The organism is Micromonospora sp. SD19 (genome assembly GCF_054462275.1).
Genome location: NZ_JBTLMN010000004.1, coordinates 95,283 through 110,344, shown reverse-complemented (window position 1 = coordinate 110,344; position 15,062 = coordinate 95,283). Strand labels below are relative to the sequence as shown.

Genomic DNA, 15,062 nt, shown 5'->3' with positions numbered 1-15,062 from the left:
TGAATGTTACTCACGTTATTTCGAGGCCTGACCAACCTGCCGGCCCTGGTGCGCACAGCCGAACAGTCAGGTTGGCGGCAGCACGGGCCCGCAACCGCCGTCACTGTTTCGGAGTGTTACCGGTGCCCAGGGCGGACCAGCCCGGCGGTGACGGGGAGGGACAGTGGCAGCAACGATGGGAGCCCGGGCCAATGAGCCACCGGCGGCCTGGACAGCCGGTGCGGCGGTCGCGGCGACGATCACCTTCGACGACTTCTACCACGCACACTTCGGCAGCGTGACCGCGCAACTCAGTGCGTACACCGGGGATCTGGGGCACGCGCAGGACCTGGCCCAGGAGGCGTTCTGCCGAGCGCTGGCCCGCTGGGACCGCCTGGTCCGGTACGACGACCCGGTGGCCTGGGTCCGGCAGGTCGCCTGGAACCTGGCCCGCAGCCGATGGCGACGCCTGCGTACCGCCCGCAACCACCTGCTGCGGCAGCGCCGCGCCGAGGCGGAGGTGGCCGGCCCGAACCCCGACCGGGTGGCGATCGACACGGCGCTGGCGCAGCTGCCCGCCAACCACCGCCGAGCGGTCATCCTGCACTACCTGGCCGACCTCCCGGTCAGCCAGATCGCCGCCCAGGAAGGGGTGGCCGAGGGCACCGTGAAGTCCTGGTTGCACCGTGGCCGGACCGCCCTGGCCGGGCTGCTCGACGAGAACACCGAGGGGGTGTGCGATGTCTGACCTCGACCCGCGACTGCGCGAGCGGTTCACCGCGTACCGCAACGACGTGGTCACCCACGTCACCGGCCCCGGCCCCGACCAGGCCCGGCACGTCCTGCGCCGACGCCGACGGATGACGGCGGCGGCGGTGGCCGCGGCGGCGGTCGTCCTGGTGGTAGCCCCCGTCGTCGCCAACGCCGCACTGCGCGACGCCCAGAACACGCCGGTGCCGGCGGAATCGGTCCAACCCACCACCACCCCGTCGACCTCGGCACCGCCGACGCCACCGCCGACCGGCTTGGCGACGCCGAGCGCCGAAGCCCCGGCCGGCCCGGACGGGCGGATCAGCCGGGCCCAGCTGCTCGCGGCCCGGATCGACCTGCCGAGCTGGCCGTCGGACCTCGCGGCGGGCGGCTGCGCCACCTCGAACGTGCGGCTGCGGACCGACACGACGAAGACCTACGTGTCGACGCTGACCGACGACGCGTTCGAGCACGGTGACCTCGATGGTGACGGGGCGGACGAAACCGTCGCCATCGTCGCCTGCCGGTACGGCGAGGCGTCGGCCAAGCAGGTGGTGGCCTTCGACCGGGACCGGGACGGTCGGATCGTGACGGTGGGCCGGGTGGTCCGGACCGGTGACGGGTTCGACGACATTCTCGGCATGGAGACCACCCCGGCCGGGTCGGTCGAGGTGCGGGTGGCCGACATCGTGCCGTGCTGCGGCACCCCCGAGTACCTGCGGCGCGATCAGGTACGGACGTACCGGTGGAACGGGCAGCGGTTCAGCCAGACGAACGGCCCCACGACGTTCGGCAGGGACCCCCGGCTCACCGATCTACGGGTGACCATGACCCACCAGCTCGAAGACGGTGCGGGAGCGGACAGTCGACGCCGACTCACCCTGGTCTTCACCGTCACCAACGCCGGGCCGGTCGACGCGGCCCAGGTCGCGTTCCACTCCCTTGAGGGCGGCGAACGGGCCGGCGGGGACTGGTCCCGCTGCGACCCGAACCCCAAGCCGTCGGCCGATCAACCGTCGTGCCTGCTCCCCGGGGTGCCGGCCGGTGAGTCGCGCCGCTACACGTTCGTGCTTCTGGTGCCCGGCCAGCCGGCGCCCGACGCGATCGTCCGCAGGTTCCTCGTCGTCCACTGCGACGCCGCGGACCGCCAGTGGCCCGACCTGAAACGCAACGACAACGAGGTGCGGTCCCCACTGCCACTCTGAACGCCAGCACCGTGCCCCGTCCCCGCCCGGGGCGGGGCACCGTCGGTGTGGCAGGCCCCAGCCGTCACCGGTCACCCCCGCAGATGATCACAACTCCTCCTCCGGCGACCAGGCCGCCGCCGCGACGTCCACCCCCTCGCCCCGCAGCGGCACCCCCTCCGCGCGCAGTCGGGCCCGCGCCTCCCGCTCGTGCCCCGGCGGCAGTCGACCACTCGCTGTCACCACCCGGTGCCAGGGCACCGAGCCGCCGTGCCGGGCCATGATGTTGCCGACCAACCGGGCGGAGGCACGCCCCGAGCGTTCGGAGAGCGCGTCGGCCACCCCGCCGTAGGACATGACCCGGCCCTCCGGGATCCGCTCGACCAGGTCGAGCACCGCCTCGACGTACTCGTCAGGAGTCACAATCCGCCACCATATGGGAACGCCGCCGGGCGGCGCGTCCGTGACCACGCAGAATGGTCGGGTGCGCGACGCAGTCACGACGGCCCGGCGGGTCGTTGTCAAGATCGGATCCTCCTCGTTGACCACCGCGACCGGCGGGTTGGCCGACGAGCGCGTCGACACGCTGGTCGACACCCTCGGTCGGCTCACCGCCGAAGGGCGCGAGGTGGTGCTGGTGTCCTCCGGCGCCATCGCCGCCGGGCTCGCCCCGCTCGGGCTGTCCCGACGCCCGCGCGACCTGGCCACCCAGCAGGCCGCCGCCAGCGTCGGGCAGGGGTTGCTGATCGGTCGGTACGCGGCCAGCTTCGCCCGGCACGGCCGCACCGTCGGGCAGGTGCTGCTCACCGTCGACGACGTGACCCGGCGAGCGCACTACCGCAACGCGTACCGGACGCTGCGCAAGCTGCTCGACCTGCGGGCGGTGCCGATCGTCAACGAGAACGACACGGTGGCCACCCAGGAGATCCGCTTCGGCGACAACGACCGGCTGGCCGCCCTGGTGGCCGCGCTGGTCCACGCCGACCTGCTGGTGCTCCTCTCCGACGTGGACGCGCTCTGGACCGGCGACCCCACCAAACCCGACTCGACCCGGATCGCCGAGGTGCGCGACGACACGGACCTGGCCGACATCACCATCGGCGGGGCCGGCCGGTCCGGCGTCGGCACCGGCGGCATGGTGACCAAGGTCGAGGCGGCCAGGATCGCCACCGGCTTCGGCATCCCGGTGGTGCTCACCGCCGCCGACCTGGCCGCACCGGCGCTGGCCGGCGAACCGGTCGGCACGCTCTTCCACCCGCAGCAGCGGCGCCCGACGGCCCGGCTGTTCTGGCTGGCCCACGCCACCTCGCCCCGGGGGCGGCTGCACCTCGACCCCGGCGCTGTCGCCGCCGTCGTCGGGCGGCGCAAGTCGCTGCTGCCGGCCGGCATCACCGCCGTGGACGGCACGTTCACGGCCGGCGACCCGGTGGACCTGGTGGACACCGCCGGCGCGTCGGTCGCCCGCGGGCTGGTCAACTACGACGCCGTGGAGTTGCCCGGGCTGCTCGGCCGCTCCACGTCCGAACTCGCCGCGGCGCTCGGCCCGGCGTACGAACGAGAGGTCGTCCACCGCGACGACCTGGTGCTGCTGTGAGCAGACCTTCCCACCTTCACGAGGAGTGCTGGCATGAGCGTGGTTGAGCAGGCGCGACGGGCCCGGTTGGCGGCGGAGACGCTGGCCGTGGCCACGCGTACGGTCAAGGACGCGGCGCTGGTGGCGATGGCCGACGCGCTGGTGGCGCGTACCCCGGAGATCCTGACCGCGAACGAGACGGACCTGGCGGCCGGCCGCGAGGCCGGGCTGAGCGCGGCCGTGCTGGACCGGCTCGCGCTCGACGCGGGTCGGGTGGCCGGCATCGCCGACGCGCTGCGCGAGATGGCCGCGTTGCCCGACCCGGTGGGCGAGGTGGTCCGCGGGTCCACCCTGCCCAACGGCCTGGAGTTGCGCCAGATCCGGGTGCCCTTCGGGGTGGTCGGCATCATCTACGAGGCACGACCGAACGTGACGGTGGACGCCGCCGGGATCTGCCTCAAGTCCGGCAACGCGGCGCTGCTGCGCGGGTCGTCGTCCGCCGCACACTCGAACGCCGCGCTGGTCGCGGTGCTGCGCGACGCGGTCGCCGGGGCCGGCCTGCCCGCCGACGCGGTGCAGCTGCTCGACGCCAGCTCCCGTGATTCGGTAAAGGAGCTGATGCGCGCCCGGGGCCTCGTCGACGTGCTCATTCCGCGCGGTGGCGCGTCGCTGATCCGCACCGTGGTCGAGGAGTCGACGGTGCCGGTGATCGAAACCGGGGTGGGCAACTGCCACGTCTACGTCGATGCCGCCACCGACGTGGCGAAGGCCGTCGCGGTGACGCTGAACGCCAAGACGCAGCGCCTCTCCACCTGCAACACGGCCGAGTCGCTGCTGGTGCACGCGGGCATCGCCGACGCGTTCCTGCCCCCGGTGCTGGCCGCGTTCGCCGAGGCGGGGGTGACAGTGCACGGCTCCCCCGAGGTGGCCGCGTACTCCGCCGCCGTGGTCCCGGCGACCGACGAGGACTTCGCCACCGAATACCTGTCCGCCGACATCTCCGTGGCGGTGGTCGACTCGCTGGACGCGGCGGTCGCGCACATCCGCCGCTTCGGCACCGGGCACACCGAGGCGATCCTCACCGACTCGGCGAGCGCGGCCCGCGACTTCGTCGCCCGGGTGGACGCGGCGGCGGTGATGGTGAACGCGTCGACCCGGTTCACCGACGGAGGCGAGTTCGGCTTCGGCGCGGAGATCGGCATCTCCACCCAGAAGCTGCACGCGCGCGGCCCGATGGGCCTGCCCGAGCTGACCAGCACCAAGTACGTCGTCACCGGCGACGGGCACCTGCGCTAACGGCAGCCGCTGCTAGCCGGGCGGCGCGGGGCGGGCCGCCCGGATGGCGGCCAGCGTGGTGTGCACGTCGAACTGGTGGCCGTCGTCGCTCTCCCAGCCGCCGTCGCTGCGCTGGGTCTCGGTCAGCCGGCGTAACGCCCGCACCATGGTCCAGTCCTGTGGGTCCACGCCGGCGCGGCGCAGCGTGGCCGCCAGCCACGCCACCTCCCCCGGGGACATCTTCGGCATCCGCTCGGCGAGCACCACCTGGATCCGCGCCGACTCCTGGAACATCTCCTGCCGGTGCAGCACCGCCGCGCTCAGCCAGCCGGCGGCGAGGAACGACGGCCAGCTGCCGTCCGGGCGCAGCCGTGCGGCGAGCGAGTGGGCCGCCGCCTGCACCACTCCGGCGTACGCCCCACCGACGCGGTGGTCGAGCGGGCCCGACGCGCGCGCGTCGAGGCCGGCGACGGTGAGCCAGAAACCGGCGTTGGCCGACTGGAGGAACCCGGCCTCCGGATCGCCGGGCCGGGCCCACTCCGGGGCCGAGTCGGCCAGCGACACGTCCTCGTCCCAACTGCCGTCGGCCTGCTGTCGCGACGCCAGCCAGTCCAGTGCCCGGCGAGCGGCAGGGCGACCAAGGGCACCCAGGTCGTCGAGCTCGGCGAGCCGGAAGCAGGTGGCGTCGATCGAGGCGGTCCCGCCGCCCCAGGTGGCCGGCCAACCGCCGTCCGGTGACTGGCCGACCTCGGCGGTCTCCAGCAACTCGGCGGGTACGGGGGTGCCGTTGCGGAGCCAGGAGAGGCGGGCGCGTTCCACCGCATCCCCATGCGCCACGACGAACCCGATCGCGGCTTCCAAGTCGACCACGGCGGAGACGCTACCTGCGCAGACGCGATGCCGCCTCAGGGAATCGGCCAGCCCGGGATGGCTGCGTCGCTCCGGCCGGACGGCCGCCCGGCGTCATCTGCGTCGATTTGCCGGGGCGGCCGGACGGGCCGCCCCGGACCGATCGTCAGTACGCGGGCAGCGACGGGTCGATCTGCTTGATCCAGGAGAGCACGCCACCCTGCACGTGCACGGCGTCCTTGAACCCGGCCGCCTTGAGCGCGGCGAGTGCCTCCGCCGAGCGGACGCCGGACTTGCAGTGCAGCACGATCTGCCGGTCCTGCGGCAGCTTCGCGAGGGCCTCACCGGAGAGGATCTCGCCCTTGGGGATCAGGGTGGCGCCGGGGATCCGGACGATCTCGTACTCGGCCGGCTCACGCACGTCGACGAGGAAGATGTCCTTGCCGGCGTCCTGCCACTCCTTGAGCTCCAGCGCGGTGATGGTCGCGTCGAGCGTCGCCTCCTGGGCCTCCTCGGAGACCGCGCCGCAGAAGTCCTCGTAGTCTTCCAGCAGGTCGGTGACGGTGGGGTTCTCGCCGCAGAGCACGCAGTTCGGGTCCTTACGAACCTTGATCTTGCGGTATTCCATCTCCAGGGCGTCGTAGACCATCAGGCGGCCGACCAGCGGCTCACCGATGCCGGTGAGCAGCTTGATCGCCTCGTTCACCTGGATCGAGCCGATCGACGCGCAGAGCACCCCCAGCACGCCGCCCTCGGCGCAGGAGGGGACCATGCCGGGCGGCGGCGGCTCCGGGTAGAGGCAGCGGTAGCAGGGGCCGTGCTCGGCCCAGAACACCGACGCCTGGCCGTCGAAGCGGTAGATCGAGCCCCAGACGTACGGCTTGCCGAGCAGCACCGCCGCGTCGTTCACCATGTAGCGGGTGGCGAAGTTGTCGGTGCCGTCCACGATCAGGTCGTACTGGGCGAAGATCTCGCGGACGTTCTCCCGGTCCAGCGCGGTGTTGTGGATCTCCACGTTGACCAGGGGGTTGATCTCGCGGATCGACGCGGCGGCGGACTCGGCCTTGGACCGGCCGATGTCGGACACCCCGTGGATGACCTGGCGCTGGAGGTTGGACTCGTCGACGGTGTCGAAGTCGATGATGCCGAGCGTGCCGACCCCGGCCGCGGCGAGGTACAACAGGGCGGGCGACCCGAGGCCACCGGCGCCGACACAGAGCACCCTGGCGTTCTTCAGCCGCTTCTGCCCGGTCACCCCGACATCCGGGATGATCAAGTGACGTGAGTAGCGGCGGATCTCGTCTACGGTCAGCTCGGCGGCGGGCTCGACGAGCGGGGGCAACGACACGGTGGACTCCCCGGGATCGGCGGTGTGAACCGCGCCATTGTTGCTCGCGGGAGCCCCGCTCGGCCATGACTGACGACACGTGGTCCGCTATGCGGGAGCGGGAATAACCGACGAGCCCGTCGATCAGGGGACGATGTCCCCCGCGTAGCGACGGCCGTCGAGGTAGGGCCAGGCGTTGGCGACGCAGCCTTCCAGGCCGTACGTCTGCTGTTGCATCACCGGAGCGGGCTCCCCCGGGCCGGGGCACGCCTCGTGGTCCTCGCCGAACTCGTGACCCACCTCGTGGTTGATGACGTAGGTCCGGTAGGTGTCCAGGGAGGCGCCGTAGTCGGGGACTGCCTCCATCCAACGGGCCAGGTTGATGATGACCTGACCGGGCAGGCGACAGGAGGTGTAGCGCTCGGTGGTCAACCCGCCCTCCGCGCACATCCGCTCGGAGGTGACCGGGGTGGCCAGGTAGATGGTGAAGTCGGCGTCCTCCGGGTCGGCCACCCGTTGCACCCGCAGCTCGTCGGAGGCGATCCAACTGCGCGGGTCGGCCAGCACCTCGTCGACAGTTGCGGCGAAGACGTCGGGGTCCTGGCCGGCGTCGCGTTCGACGACGACCCGGTAGCGGCGCAGCGGACCGTCAGTGCCGTGCACGGGGGTCTCGCCGTCGGCGGCGGTGAAGCGTCCCGCTCCGACCGACGGGTAGCTGGTGGGCGCCGGGTGCGCGGCCACCCCACCGCCGTGACCCATTCCGCCCTGGGTGGCGGCCGGCGGCTCGACTGCCGGCTCGCCGCCCCGGCTCACCGTCACGCCGATGGCCGCGGCGAGCACGAGCAGGCCGAGCAGCATGCTGCGGCGACGCCGTCGGCGCATCCGAACGAACGTGGGACGCGCATCCCGCCGCGCCGACCGGTGATCGGGCGGCCGGGCCGGGCCGTAAGGGGACGACGGCGTCATACCGTCGAGCCTGCCAGATTATTCGGGCGTTTAACCGTTTTTATCGCTATTGCCGCAAGATGCCCGATCGAGACTGATATTGGCGAGTCGGACCGATCGCCTCAGAGCGCCGGGCCGGCGTGCCGACGCCCGTTGAGATACGGCCACGGGTTGGCCCGGCACCCGTTGAGGAAGAGCGTCTGCTGCATCATCACCGGCGCCGCCCGACCCGCACCGGGGCACCGCTCGTGCCGATGCCCGAGCTGGTGGCCCACCTCGTGGTTGACCACGTACGTGCGGTAGACCGCCAGCGGCACACCGGCCGAGACGAAGTGCGGCACCGACAACCGCCACCGATCCAGGTTGATGATCACCTTGCCCGGTGCCCGACAGGACGTGTACGGCCGGCCGTTGATCCGGATGTCCACCCCACCCTGTGCGCACATCCGCCCCGCGGTCCGGGCGGTCGCCAGGTAGACGGTGAAGTCACGAGACGCAGCCCCGGGAACCTGCTGAAGCCGCAACCTGCCGCTCTCGACCCAACTGCCCGGCCCGGCCAGTGCCACCTGGACCGCATCGGCGAACTCGGCGGCGTCCTCGGCGCTGCCCGACTCCACAGCGACCCGGTACCGCCGCACCTCACCCGCCCGACCCAGCACCGGGCCGGAGCGCGCGTCATAGCCGAACCTGCCCGTACCGGCGCTCGGAACCGGCCCGGGCACCCGCAACACCGGCGACGGACTGGGCGAAACCACGTCGGCGGGCGACGGGTCGGCCGACGGCGGCAGCGGCCCGGCCACCAGCGGGGCAGGCGTACCCACCTCCTCCGCGGCCAGCCGTTCACCACCGGGTTGCCCGCCCCGCCCTTCGGCGACCACCGTCACCGCCGCACCGACGGCCACCGCCACCGCCACCAGTTGGGCGAGCAACGCGAAACGACGTCGACGGCGCACAGGGTGGCGGGCTGAGCTGGGCATCCGGGTCAGCCTGCCAGATCAGAGCGCCCCACCGCGTCCTCCGTTTCGGCGAGCAGGCCGACCACCGCGCGGGCAACCAGCCGGGGAACCTCCAACTGCGCCACATGGCCGACACCGTGGAGCATCATCAATCGGCTGTCCGGAATGACACGGGCGGTCTGCGGCGCCACCCGCACGTCGACAAGGCGGTCCTGCCGGCCGCCCACCACCAGGGTCGGTGCGCGTACCGCCGCGGCGAGGCGCCACAGCGACCCCGGCCCCGGCAGGTACGCGCGCAGGAAGCTGGCGACCAGCCCACGGAACGTCCGGACGTACGCGGCGGCGTAGTGCTCGGCCTCGTACCGCACCCGGATCTCCTCCAGCGCCTCGGCCCGACGCTGATCGCAGATCCGGCTCAGGTCGGCGACGCACGCCTCCAGCACCTGCTGGGCCATCACCTCCGGCGCGAGCTGGGTGAGGTGCCGGGCGACCAGCCGCTCACCACGCGGAATGGCGAGCACCGGCAGCATCCGCCCCTGCAACGAGCGCCGGAAGTCCAGGAACGGCAGCGCCGGGGAGATCAATGTGAGGGTGCGGACCAGGTCCGGCCGGAGCCCGGCGACCTGGACCGCGACCGCGCCGCCCAGCGAGTTGCCGAACAGGTGCACCGGACCGCGACCGGAGTGCTCGATCCAGCGGACCACCAGATCGGCGAAGGCCGGAATCGTGTACCGCGGACCCGGCTCGCTCCGGCCGAAGCCGGGCAGGTCGATGGCCTGACCGTCCAGTCGGTCGGCGAGCAGCCCGGCCAGGTCCGTCCAGTTCTGCGACGACCCGCCCAGCCCGTGCACGTACAGCGCCGGCTGCGCGCCAGCGGCGGTGGCCGGGGTGTCCCGCACGTACGTGACCCGGCCGTCGAGCCGGACTTCCCGGCCCGGCCACGGCGGCGGGACGCGGTCGTCGGGGAGCAGGTGGTCCGGCCAGAGGGTGGCGCGTCTCATTGCTCCAGTCTGCCCCGGACCACTCAGGACAGCAGCGCCTCCAGCCGACGGTTGACCGCCGCCAACGTCGCCCGGACCACCGCCTGACGGGGATCACCGGCGACCAGGGCCGACCCGGCGAGCTGCTCGACCCAGCCCTCACAGACCAGCAACGCCACCACGGTGGCCACCTCGCAGTTGCCGAACGGCACCACCGCCGCGTGTTCGACGAAGCAGCGCCCCCGCTCGGCGTTGTCCGCGCCGCGCAACAACTCGTCCACGGCGGCGGCCGCCGCCACCGCGCAGAGCCGCAGCACGTAGCCGTCCACCGCCGGCCCGGTGGCGTACCCGGAGGCGCTGTCGGCCCCGGCCAGCAGCCGGACCTCGACGTTCGCGTCCAGGCCGAAGGTGCTGACCTGCACGTGGTCGATCACCACCCGGGGCCCCGGGACGCCGCCGGTCTCCAGCGGCCGGGACGGCGCGGACTCCGTCGTGGTCACCTGACCACCGGAGTACGACGTGCCGAGCGTCGCCGGGCTACCGGTCGCGGCGCCGGCCGGCGCGGCGGAGACCGATCCGGGTTCCTCCACCGTGGCCCGGCCCCGGTGCGGAGCGTTCGACCGCCGCCGACGCGTCGGGTCCGTGCTGGTCCGCTGTTCAGGGCCAGCCGGCGCGGCCTCGGACCGACCGCCGGTCGGGCGGGCGGCCGTCGGCGACGTGGCCGCCCGAACCTCGCCGGGATCACGCGCGGCAGCGTTCTGCGTTTCCGGGGTACGCCGCTCAGCCGGTCGGGGTTCGGCAGCGCGGCGGCGCACCGGCGGAGGCGGCGTGCTGGGCAGGCCGGGCACGTTCTGCGGGGCCGCGGCCAACCCCATCCGCTCCTGGAGAAGCCGGGCCACCTGCCGGCTCACCTCGGCCGGGTCGGCGCCGTCGGCCAGGTCCAGTCGCAAGCTGTGCGCCCCGGCCGGGGTACGGCGCAGGGCCGCGTCGCGGACACCTGCCACCTCCCGGACGGCGTCCAGGATGGCGTTGACATCGAACCCCTCGGGGCGCTCCCGCAGCGGGGCTGGCTCGTCGTCCCGACGCAGGTGGGTGGCGATGCGGGCGAGTTCCGGGGTTTCGGCGGGGGGCTCCACGGCTGGCGGCTCCGGCACGACGGGCACGTCCGGTTCCGCGGGGACGCGCTGCGGCAGCACCACCGCGCTCGGGGCCGACTGCCGGCCGTCGTCGGCCGGCGACGTCGGGTCCGGGGCGGATCGTCGCGCCGCGTACGGAGAGACGGGCGACGGTGCGGGCTGACCGGTGCGGCCGGAACCCTTTTCGGCGGCGGGCGGTGTGACGTCTTTCGAGGGCAGGTCGCTGGCGGGCGCGGCCGGCTGGGGCGACTCGACGGACGAGGGACCGGGCTCGGGTGTCGCCGGCCGGAGCCGGAACGGGGCGGTCGGCCGGGTCTCGGGCCGGGACCGGGCGGGCGGCTCACCGCCGTCGCCCGCACCGGTGCTGGCCGATCGACTGGCCGGCCAGGACGGGCGTTCGACAGGGGTCGCGGGGAGCCGGCCCTCGGACCAGTCCGGCCGCTCGGTTCGGGAGCTGCTCGCGGCGGGCGAACCGCCGGTCCAGGACGGGCGCTCCGCCACCAGCGACGGGCCGGCCGGGGCCGGTGGCGCGTCGGCCAGCGCGGGAGGTGGCCCGGCCGGTGCCGGCGGCGGGCCGGCCGGTGCAGCGGCCGGCGCGTCGACTGACGGGTCGGCTGGTGACGGGCTGGCGGCCCAGGAGGGCCGCGTGGGCGGCGAGCTGGCCGGTGCCGGATCGGAGCCGCCGGCCCAGGACGGCCGCGTCGACGGCGCGCTGGTCGTGGGCGGTGGGGACCCGCCGGCCCAGGACGGTCGTACCGGAGGCACGCTGGTCGCCGCCTCGGACCCGCCCGCCCAGGACGGCCGCACCGGCGGCGCACCGGGTGGCGTCGGATCGGAACCTCCGGCCCAGGAGGGCCGTGCGGGCGGCGCGCTGGTGGGGTCGGGGTCGCCCCCACCCGCCCAGGACGGAGGGTCGGCCCGAGGTCTGCCGGTCGCCCCGGACGCCGCCCAGGACGGCCGGTCGGCGGGCGGACCGCTGGTCGGCGTCGCACCGCCGCCAGCCCAGGACGGCCGGTCGGCGGGTGGCGCGCTCGTCGGTTCGGCGGGGGGCTCCGGCGCGGACTCGGACTCGCCCCGGCCGGGTTCGTAGCCACGGCCTGGATCGGCGCGCACCGGCTCGTACGGACGGGGCACCTCGGCGCGCACCGGCTCGTACGGCTGGTTGGGCTCGGCGACCCAACCCGGCGCCGACTCGTCCCGGGCTGCCGGGCCAACCGACTCGTCGTCCTGGCGGGACCAGGGCGGGGCCCATCCCCCACCCCAACTCGGACGGTTCCAGCTCGGCCCCGACCAGTCGGGCTCGATGGCCGACGACTCCCCGGCCCGGTGCGCGTCCCCGGGACGGTGCGGGTCGGCCGGCCGGGCAGCCTCGGCAGCGCGACCGGGCTCGCCGTCGTCGGCCTGCCCGGCCGGGCCCGGGGTGCGTCCCGAACTCGCCGCGTGGTCCGGTGCGACCGGGTCCCGCCAGTCGCGTGGCGCGGTCGGGCTGTCGTCGGCGGCCAGCCGCTCGACGGTCGGAGCGTGGAAGCCGGGCGGCACCTCGAAACCCGACGCGGCGGTGCCGACGGGCGGCACCTGGACGGCAGGTGGGGCCGAGGTGGGCAAGCCGGGTTCGGCCCAACGGGCCCGGTGCGCGGCGGCCGGATCGACGGTGGGGTGCGGGGCGGGACCGGTGTCGGGCTCGGCGACACCCTGCTCCGCCGACGGCGCGGGACGCTGGGCGGGCACCACGAGCCGGTCGCTGGCCGCCCCGGGGCGACCCTCGGCGGGCAGCCCGGGCGGGGCGCTCACCGGCGTGGGGCGTCCCGCTGGCGGTTCGAGACCGGAGAGGTGGACGCCGTTGACGTCGTCCGGGGGGTGCACGCCGTTGACGCGGTGGCCGTTGGCGCGGGCCGGCGGCTCCGGGTCGTCCGGTCGTCCGACCAGCGGCGATGGCAGATCACCGTGTCGTGCCGAGGCGGCCCGCCAGCCCGACGCGGGGTCGGGCTGCCAGCGCGGCGCCTCATCCCGGGCGTCCTCACGGTCGGCGGCCCGGGGCCATCCTCCCGCCGGTGGCGCCCACCCGCTGACGGAACGGCTCGGGTCGTCGTGCTGACCCGCTCCGTCACCGTGCTCTCCCGGGGTGGCGGCTCCGGGTTGCCCTGTTTCACTCACCGCGCGCTCCTTGGTCGCCCCCGCTGAGGCTACCGTGTGCCGAGAGTGGCGATAAGTTACAGCGGCGGGCCATTTCCACAACGGAGGTCACGGGCCTCGCCCGGTCTGGGGGGAAAATGCCGGCTCGTACGGAGAACTCGGAGGATCCCATGACCGCTGCGGGGAACGGTGCACAGACCGCTGGCCGGCCCACCCGCCTGCCCCGCTCCGCGCGTCGTAAGCAGCTTCTCGCTGCGGCGCAGGAGGTGTTCGTCGCGCAGGGCTACCACGCCGCCGCGATGGACGACATCGCCGAGCGGGCCGGGGTCTCGAAGCCGGTGCTCTACCAACACTTTCCCGGAAAGATGGATCTCTACCTGGCGCTGCTCGACACGCACTGTGACGCCATCGTCGCTCAGGTGCAGGAAGCGATGCGCGGCACCAGCGACAACAAGGAGCGGGTCAGCGCGTCCGTGCGGGCGTACTTCGACTTCGTCGACCACGAGAGTGAGGCGTTCCGGCTCGTCTTCGAGTCGGATCTGCGTAACGACCCGGCGGTGCGGCAGCGGGTGGAGCGGGTCGAGCAGGGCTGCATCGCGGCGATCACCGACACGATCATCTCCGACACCGGGGTGAGCCGGGCACACGCCGAGTTGCTCGCCTCCGGGCTGGTCGGGGCCGCGGAGACGGCCGCGCAGTTCTGGCTGGCCGGCGGGCGGCAGGTGCCGAAGGCCGAGGCCGAGGCGTTGGTGGCCGCGCTGTCGTGGCGGGGCATCGCGAGCTTCCCGCTGCAAGGTGAGTCAGCCTGACCGTCGACCCCGTGATCGGATAGCCTTCGCAGGGCGGTTCTTTCGCCCCAGTTGAGGAGGCACAGTGGAGGTCAAGATCGGCGTGCAGTACGCGCCGCGCGAGCTGGTTCTGGACAGCGCGCAGTCGCCGGCCGAGATCGAGCAGATCGTGACCGACGCCTTCGCCGGCAACGGCGGCACGCTCTCCCTGACCGACGAGAAGGGCCGGCGGGTCATCGTTCCCGTCGAGAAGGTCGCCTACGTCGAGATCGCCGAGGCGTCGCCCCGGGCGGTCGGGTTCACCGTCCGCTGACCGGTCCGGCCATCGCGGCAGGTCGGCGTCCGGCCCACCTGCCGCAGGCCGGCACCGACCCGACCAGCCGACGCTCAGGCGTGCGCCGAGCGGTCGACCGGTCAGTTGTTCAACCCGGCGGCGGTCATCCGTGCGGTGTGCGCGGCGGTGAGCCTGCCGAACAGCCCCGGCACGTCGACCCGGCCGTCCCGTGCGATCAGCGCGGTGAGCGTGGCCCGCTCGGCGGCGACCCGGCCGGCCTGGGACAACGCCTCTCCGACCAGCCGTCGGGCCCACATCGAGAGCCGACCGGCCACCCGGGGGTCGTCGGCGACGGCCAACCTGATCTCCGCCGCGGCAAAGTCCGCGTACCGCAAGTCGTGCAGGACGTCCAGCACCAACGCCCGGTCCGGTTCCGCCAGCGCGTCGGCGATCTCGCGGACGAAGTCGTCGGTGATCGCGTCACCGACGTACGCCTTGGTGACCACTTCCGCCCAGTCCCGCGGCTCGGTCGAGTCGTGGTACGCCTGCACCGGCTCGACATAGGGTGCCATCGCGTCCTCCGGCGGTACGCCCAGTTCGGTGAGCCGGTCGGCGAGGCGTCGGTAGTTGGCGATCTCGGCCGCGGCCATCTCGTTCAGCGCGGCCCGGCGGCGCAGGTCGGGAGCGAGGCGGGCGTCGCCGGCCATCCGCTCGAAGGCCAGCAGCTCGCCGAAGGCGACGAGACCCAGAAGATCGACGACGGCAAAGGCGGACACGAGCGGCAGGCTACCGGGCGCGCGCCCGCGCCGGCCCGATCGATCATGAAGCCGCGGTGCGCGTCGTAACCGTTTTCGCCAACTTCGCACCTGATACGACTCCCACCCGACTCTGCGGGGCGGGGCGAACCAGGTCA

General features: G+C 73.8%; 14 protein-coding genes. 6 read left to right on the top strand and 8 right to left on the bottom strand.

What is annotated here, in order from left to right:
* Window positions 1-163: 163 nt before the first annotated feature.
* Both ACX27O_RS16065 and ACX27O_RS16060 read left to right on the top strand, forming a co-directional pair.
* Window positions 164-727: a SigE family RNA polymerase sigma factor gene (locus ACX27O_RS16065; protein WP_400447954.1), complete on the top strand. Its 564-nt coding sequence runs from the start codon at window positions 164-166 to the stop codon at window positions 725-727.
* Window positions 720-1,934 carry an EF-hand domain-containing protein gene (locus ACX27O_RS16060; protein WP_458939683.1) on the top strand — a complete coding sequence of 405 codons (1,215 nt, stop codon included), beginning with the start codon at window positions 720-722 and terminating at the stop codon, window positions 1,932-1,934. Before ACX27O_RS16065 ends, ACX27O_RS16060 begins: the two co-directional genes overlap by 8 nt.
* A gap of 87 nt (window positions 1,935-2,021) precedes the next feature.
* On the opposite strand, the gene ACX27O_RS16055 is transcribed toward ACX27O_RS16060, so the two are convergent.
* The gene (locus tag ACX27O_RS16055) at window positions 2,022-2,336 is read right to left on the bottom strand and encodes an MGMT family protein (protein WP_030329806.1); all 315 of its coding nucleotides are present in this window, start codon (window positions 2,334-2,336) and stop codon (window positions 2,022-2,024) included.
* A 13-nt stretch (window positions 2,337-2,349) separates the two neighbouring features.
* On the opposite strand from ACX27O_RS16055, the gene proB reads away from it, so the two are divergent.
* Together proB and ACX27O_RS16045 are read left to right on the top strand one after the other, a co-directional pair.
* Window positions 2,350-3,507, top strand: coding sequence for a glutamate 5-kinase (gene proB / locus ACX27O_RS16050; protein WP_051708244.1), 1,158 nt, complete (start codon window positions 2,350-2,352; stop codon window positions 3,505-3,507).
* Between the two features lie 33 nt (window positions 3,508-3,540).
* A complete protein-coding gene (locus tag ACX27O_RS16045; RefSeq protein WP_458939682.1) occupies window positions 3,541-4,782 on the top strand; it encodes a glutamate-5-semialdehyde dehydrogenase in 1,242 nt (413 codons plus the stop codon).
* Window positions 4,783-4,794: 12 nt separating this feature from the next.
* Here ACX27O_RS16045 and ACX27O_RS16040 read toward each other — a convergent pair whose 3' ends face one another.
* The 6 genes from ACX27O_RS16040 to ACX27O_RS16015 all read right to left on the bottom strand — a co-directional run bounded on the left by ACX27O_RS16040 (window position 4,795) and on the right by ACX27O_RS16015 (window position 11,761).
* The gene (locus ACX27O_RS16040) at window positions 4,795-5,682 is read right to left on the bottom strand and encodes a prenyltransferase/squalene oxidase repeat-containing protein (protein ID WP_358124994.1); all 888 of its coding nucleotides are present in this window, start codon (window positions 5,680-5,682) and stop codon (window positions 4,795-4,797) included.
* Between the two features lie 94 nt (window positions 5,683-5,776).
* On the bottom strand, window positions 5,777-6,958 hold the full coding sequence (gene moeZ, locus ACX27O_RS16035) for an adenylyltransferase/sulfurtransferase MoeZ (protein WP_030329802.1): 1,182 nt from the start codon (window positions 6,956-6,958) through the stop codon (window positions 5,777-5,779).
* A 123-nt stretch (window positions 6,959-7,081) separates the two neighbouring features.
* Entirely contained in the window at window positions 7,082-7,903 is an 822-nt protein-coding gene (locus tag ACX27O_RS16030; protein WP_210864776.1) for a DUF3152 domain-containing protein, read from the bottom strand.
* A gap of 101 nt (window positions 7,904-8,004) precedes the next feature.
* A complete protein-coding gene (locus ACX27O_RS16025; RefSeq protein WP_458939681.1) occupies window positions 8,005-8,859 on the bottom strand; it encodes a DUF3152 domain-containing protein in 855 nt (284 codons plus the stop codon).
* A 5-nt stretch (window positions 8,860-8,864) separates the two neighbouring features.
* Window positions 8,865-9,839, bottom strand: coding sequence for an alpha/beta fold hydrolase (locus ACX27O_RS16020; protein WP_030329799.1), 975 nt, complete (start codon window positions 9,837-9,839; stop codon window positions 8,865-8,867).
* A gap of 23 nt (window positions 9,840-9,862) precedes the next feature.
* Entirely contained in the window at window positions 9,863-11,761 is a 1,899-nt protein-coding gene (locus ACX27O_RS16015; protein ID WP_425339842.1) for a hypothetical protein, read from the bottom strand.
* 1,496 nt (window positions 11,762-13,257) lie between these two features.
* Between ACX27O_RS16015 and ACX27O_RS16010 the strand changes: the two genes are divergently transcribed.
* Window positions 13,258-13,896: a TetR/AcrR family transcriptional regulator gene (locus ACX27O_RS16010; RefSeq protein WP_030329797.1), complete on the top strand. Its 639-nt coding sequence runs from the start codon at window positions 13,258-13,260 to the stop codon at window positions 13,894-13,896.
* A 64-nt stretch (window positions 13,897-13,960) separates the two neighbouring features.
* Window positions 13,961-14,188: a DUF3107 domain-containing protein gene (locus tag ACX27O_RS16005; protein ID WP_030329796.1), complete on the top strand. Its 228-nt coding sequence runs from the start codon at window positions 13,961-13,963 to the stop codon at window positions 14,186-14,188.
* Between the two features lie 101 nt (window positions 14,189-14,289).
* Here the strand turns inward: ACX27O_RS16005 and ACX27O_RS16000 are convergent, their stop codons facing one another.
* On the bottom strand, window positions 14,290-14,925 hold the full coding sequence (locus ACX27O_RS16000; protein ID WP_307857744.1) for a ferritin-like fold-containing protein: 636 nt from the start codon (window positions 14,923-14,925) through the stop codon (window positions 14,290-14,292).
* Window positions 14,926-15,062: the final 137 nt, after the last annotated feature.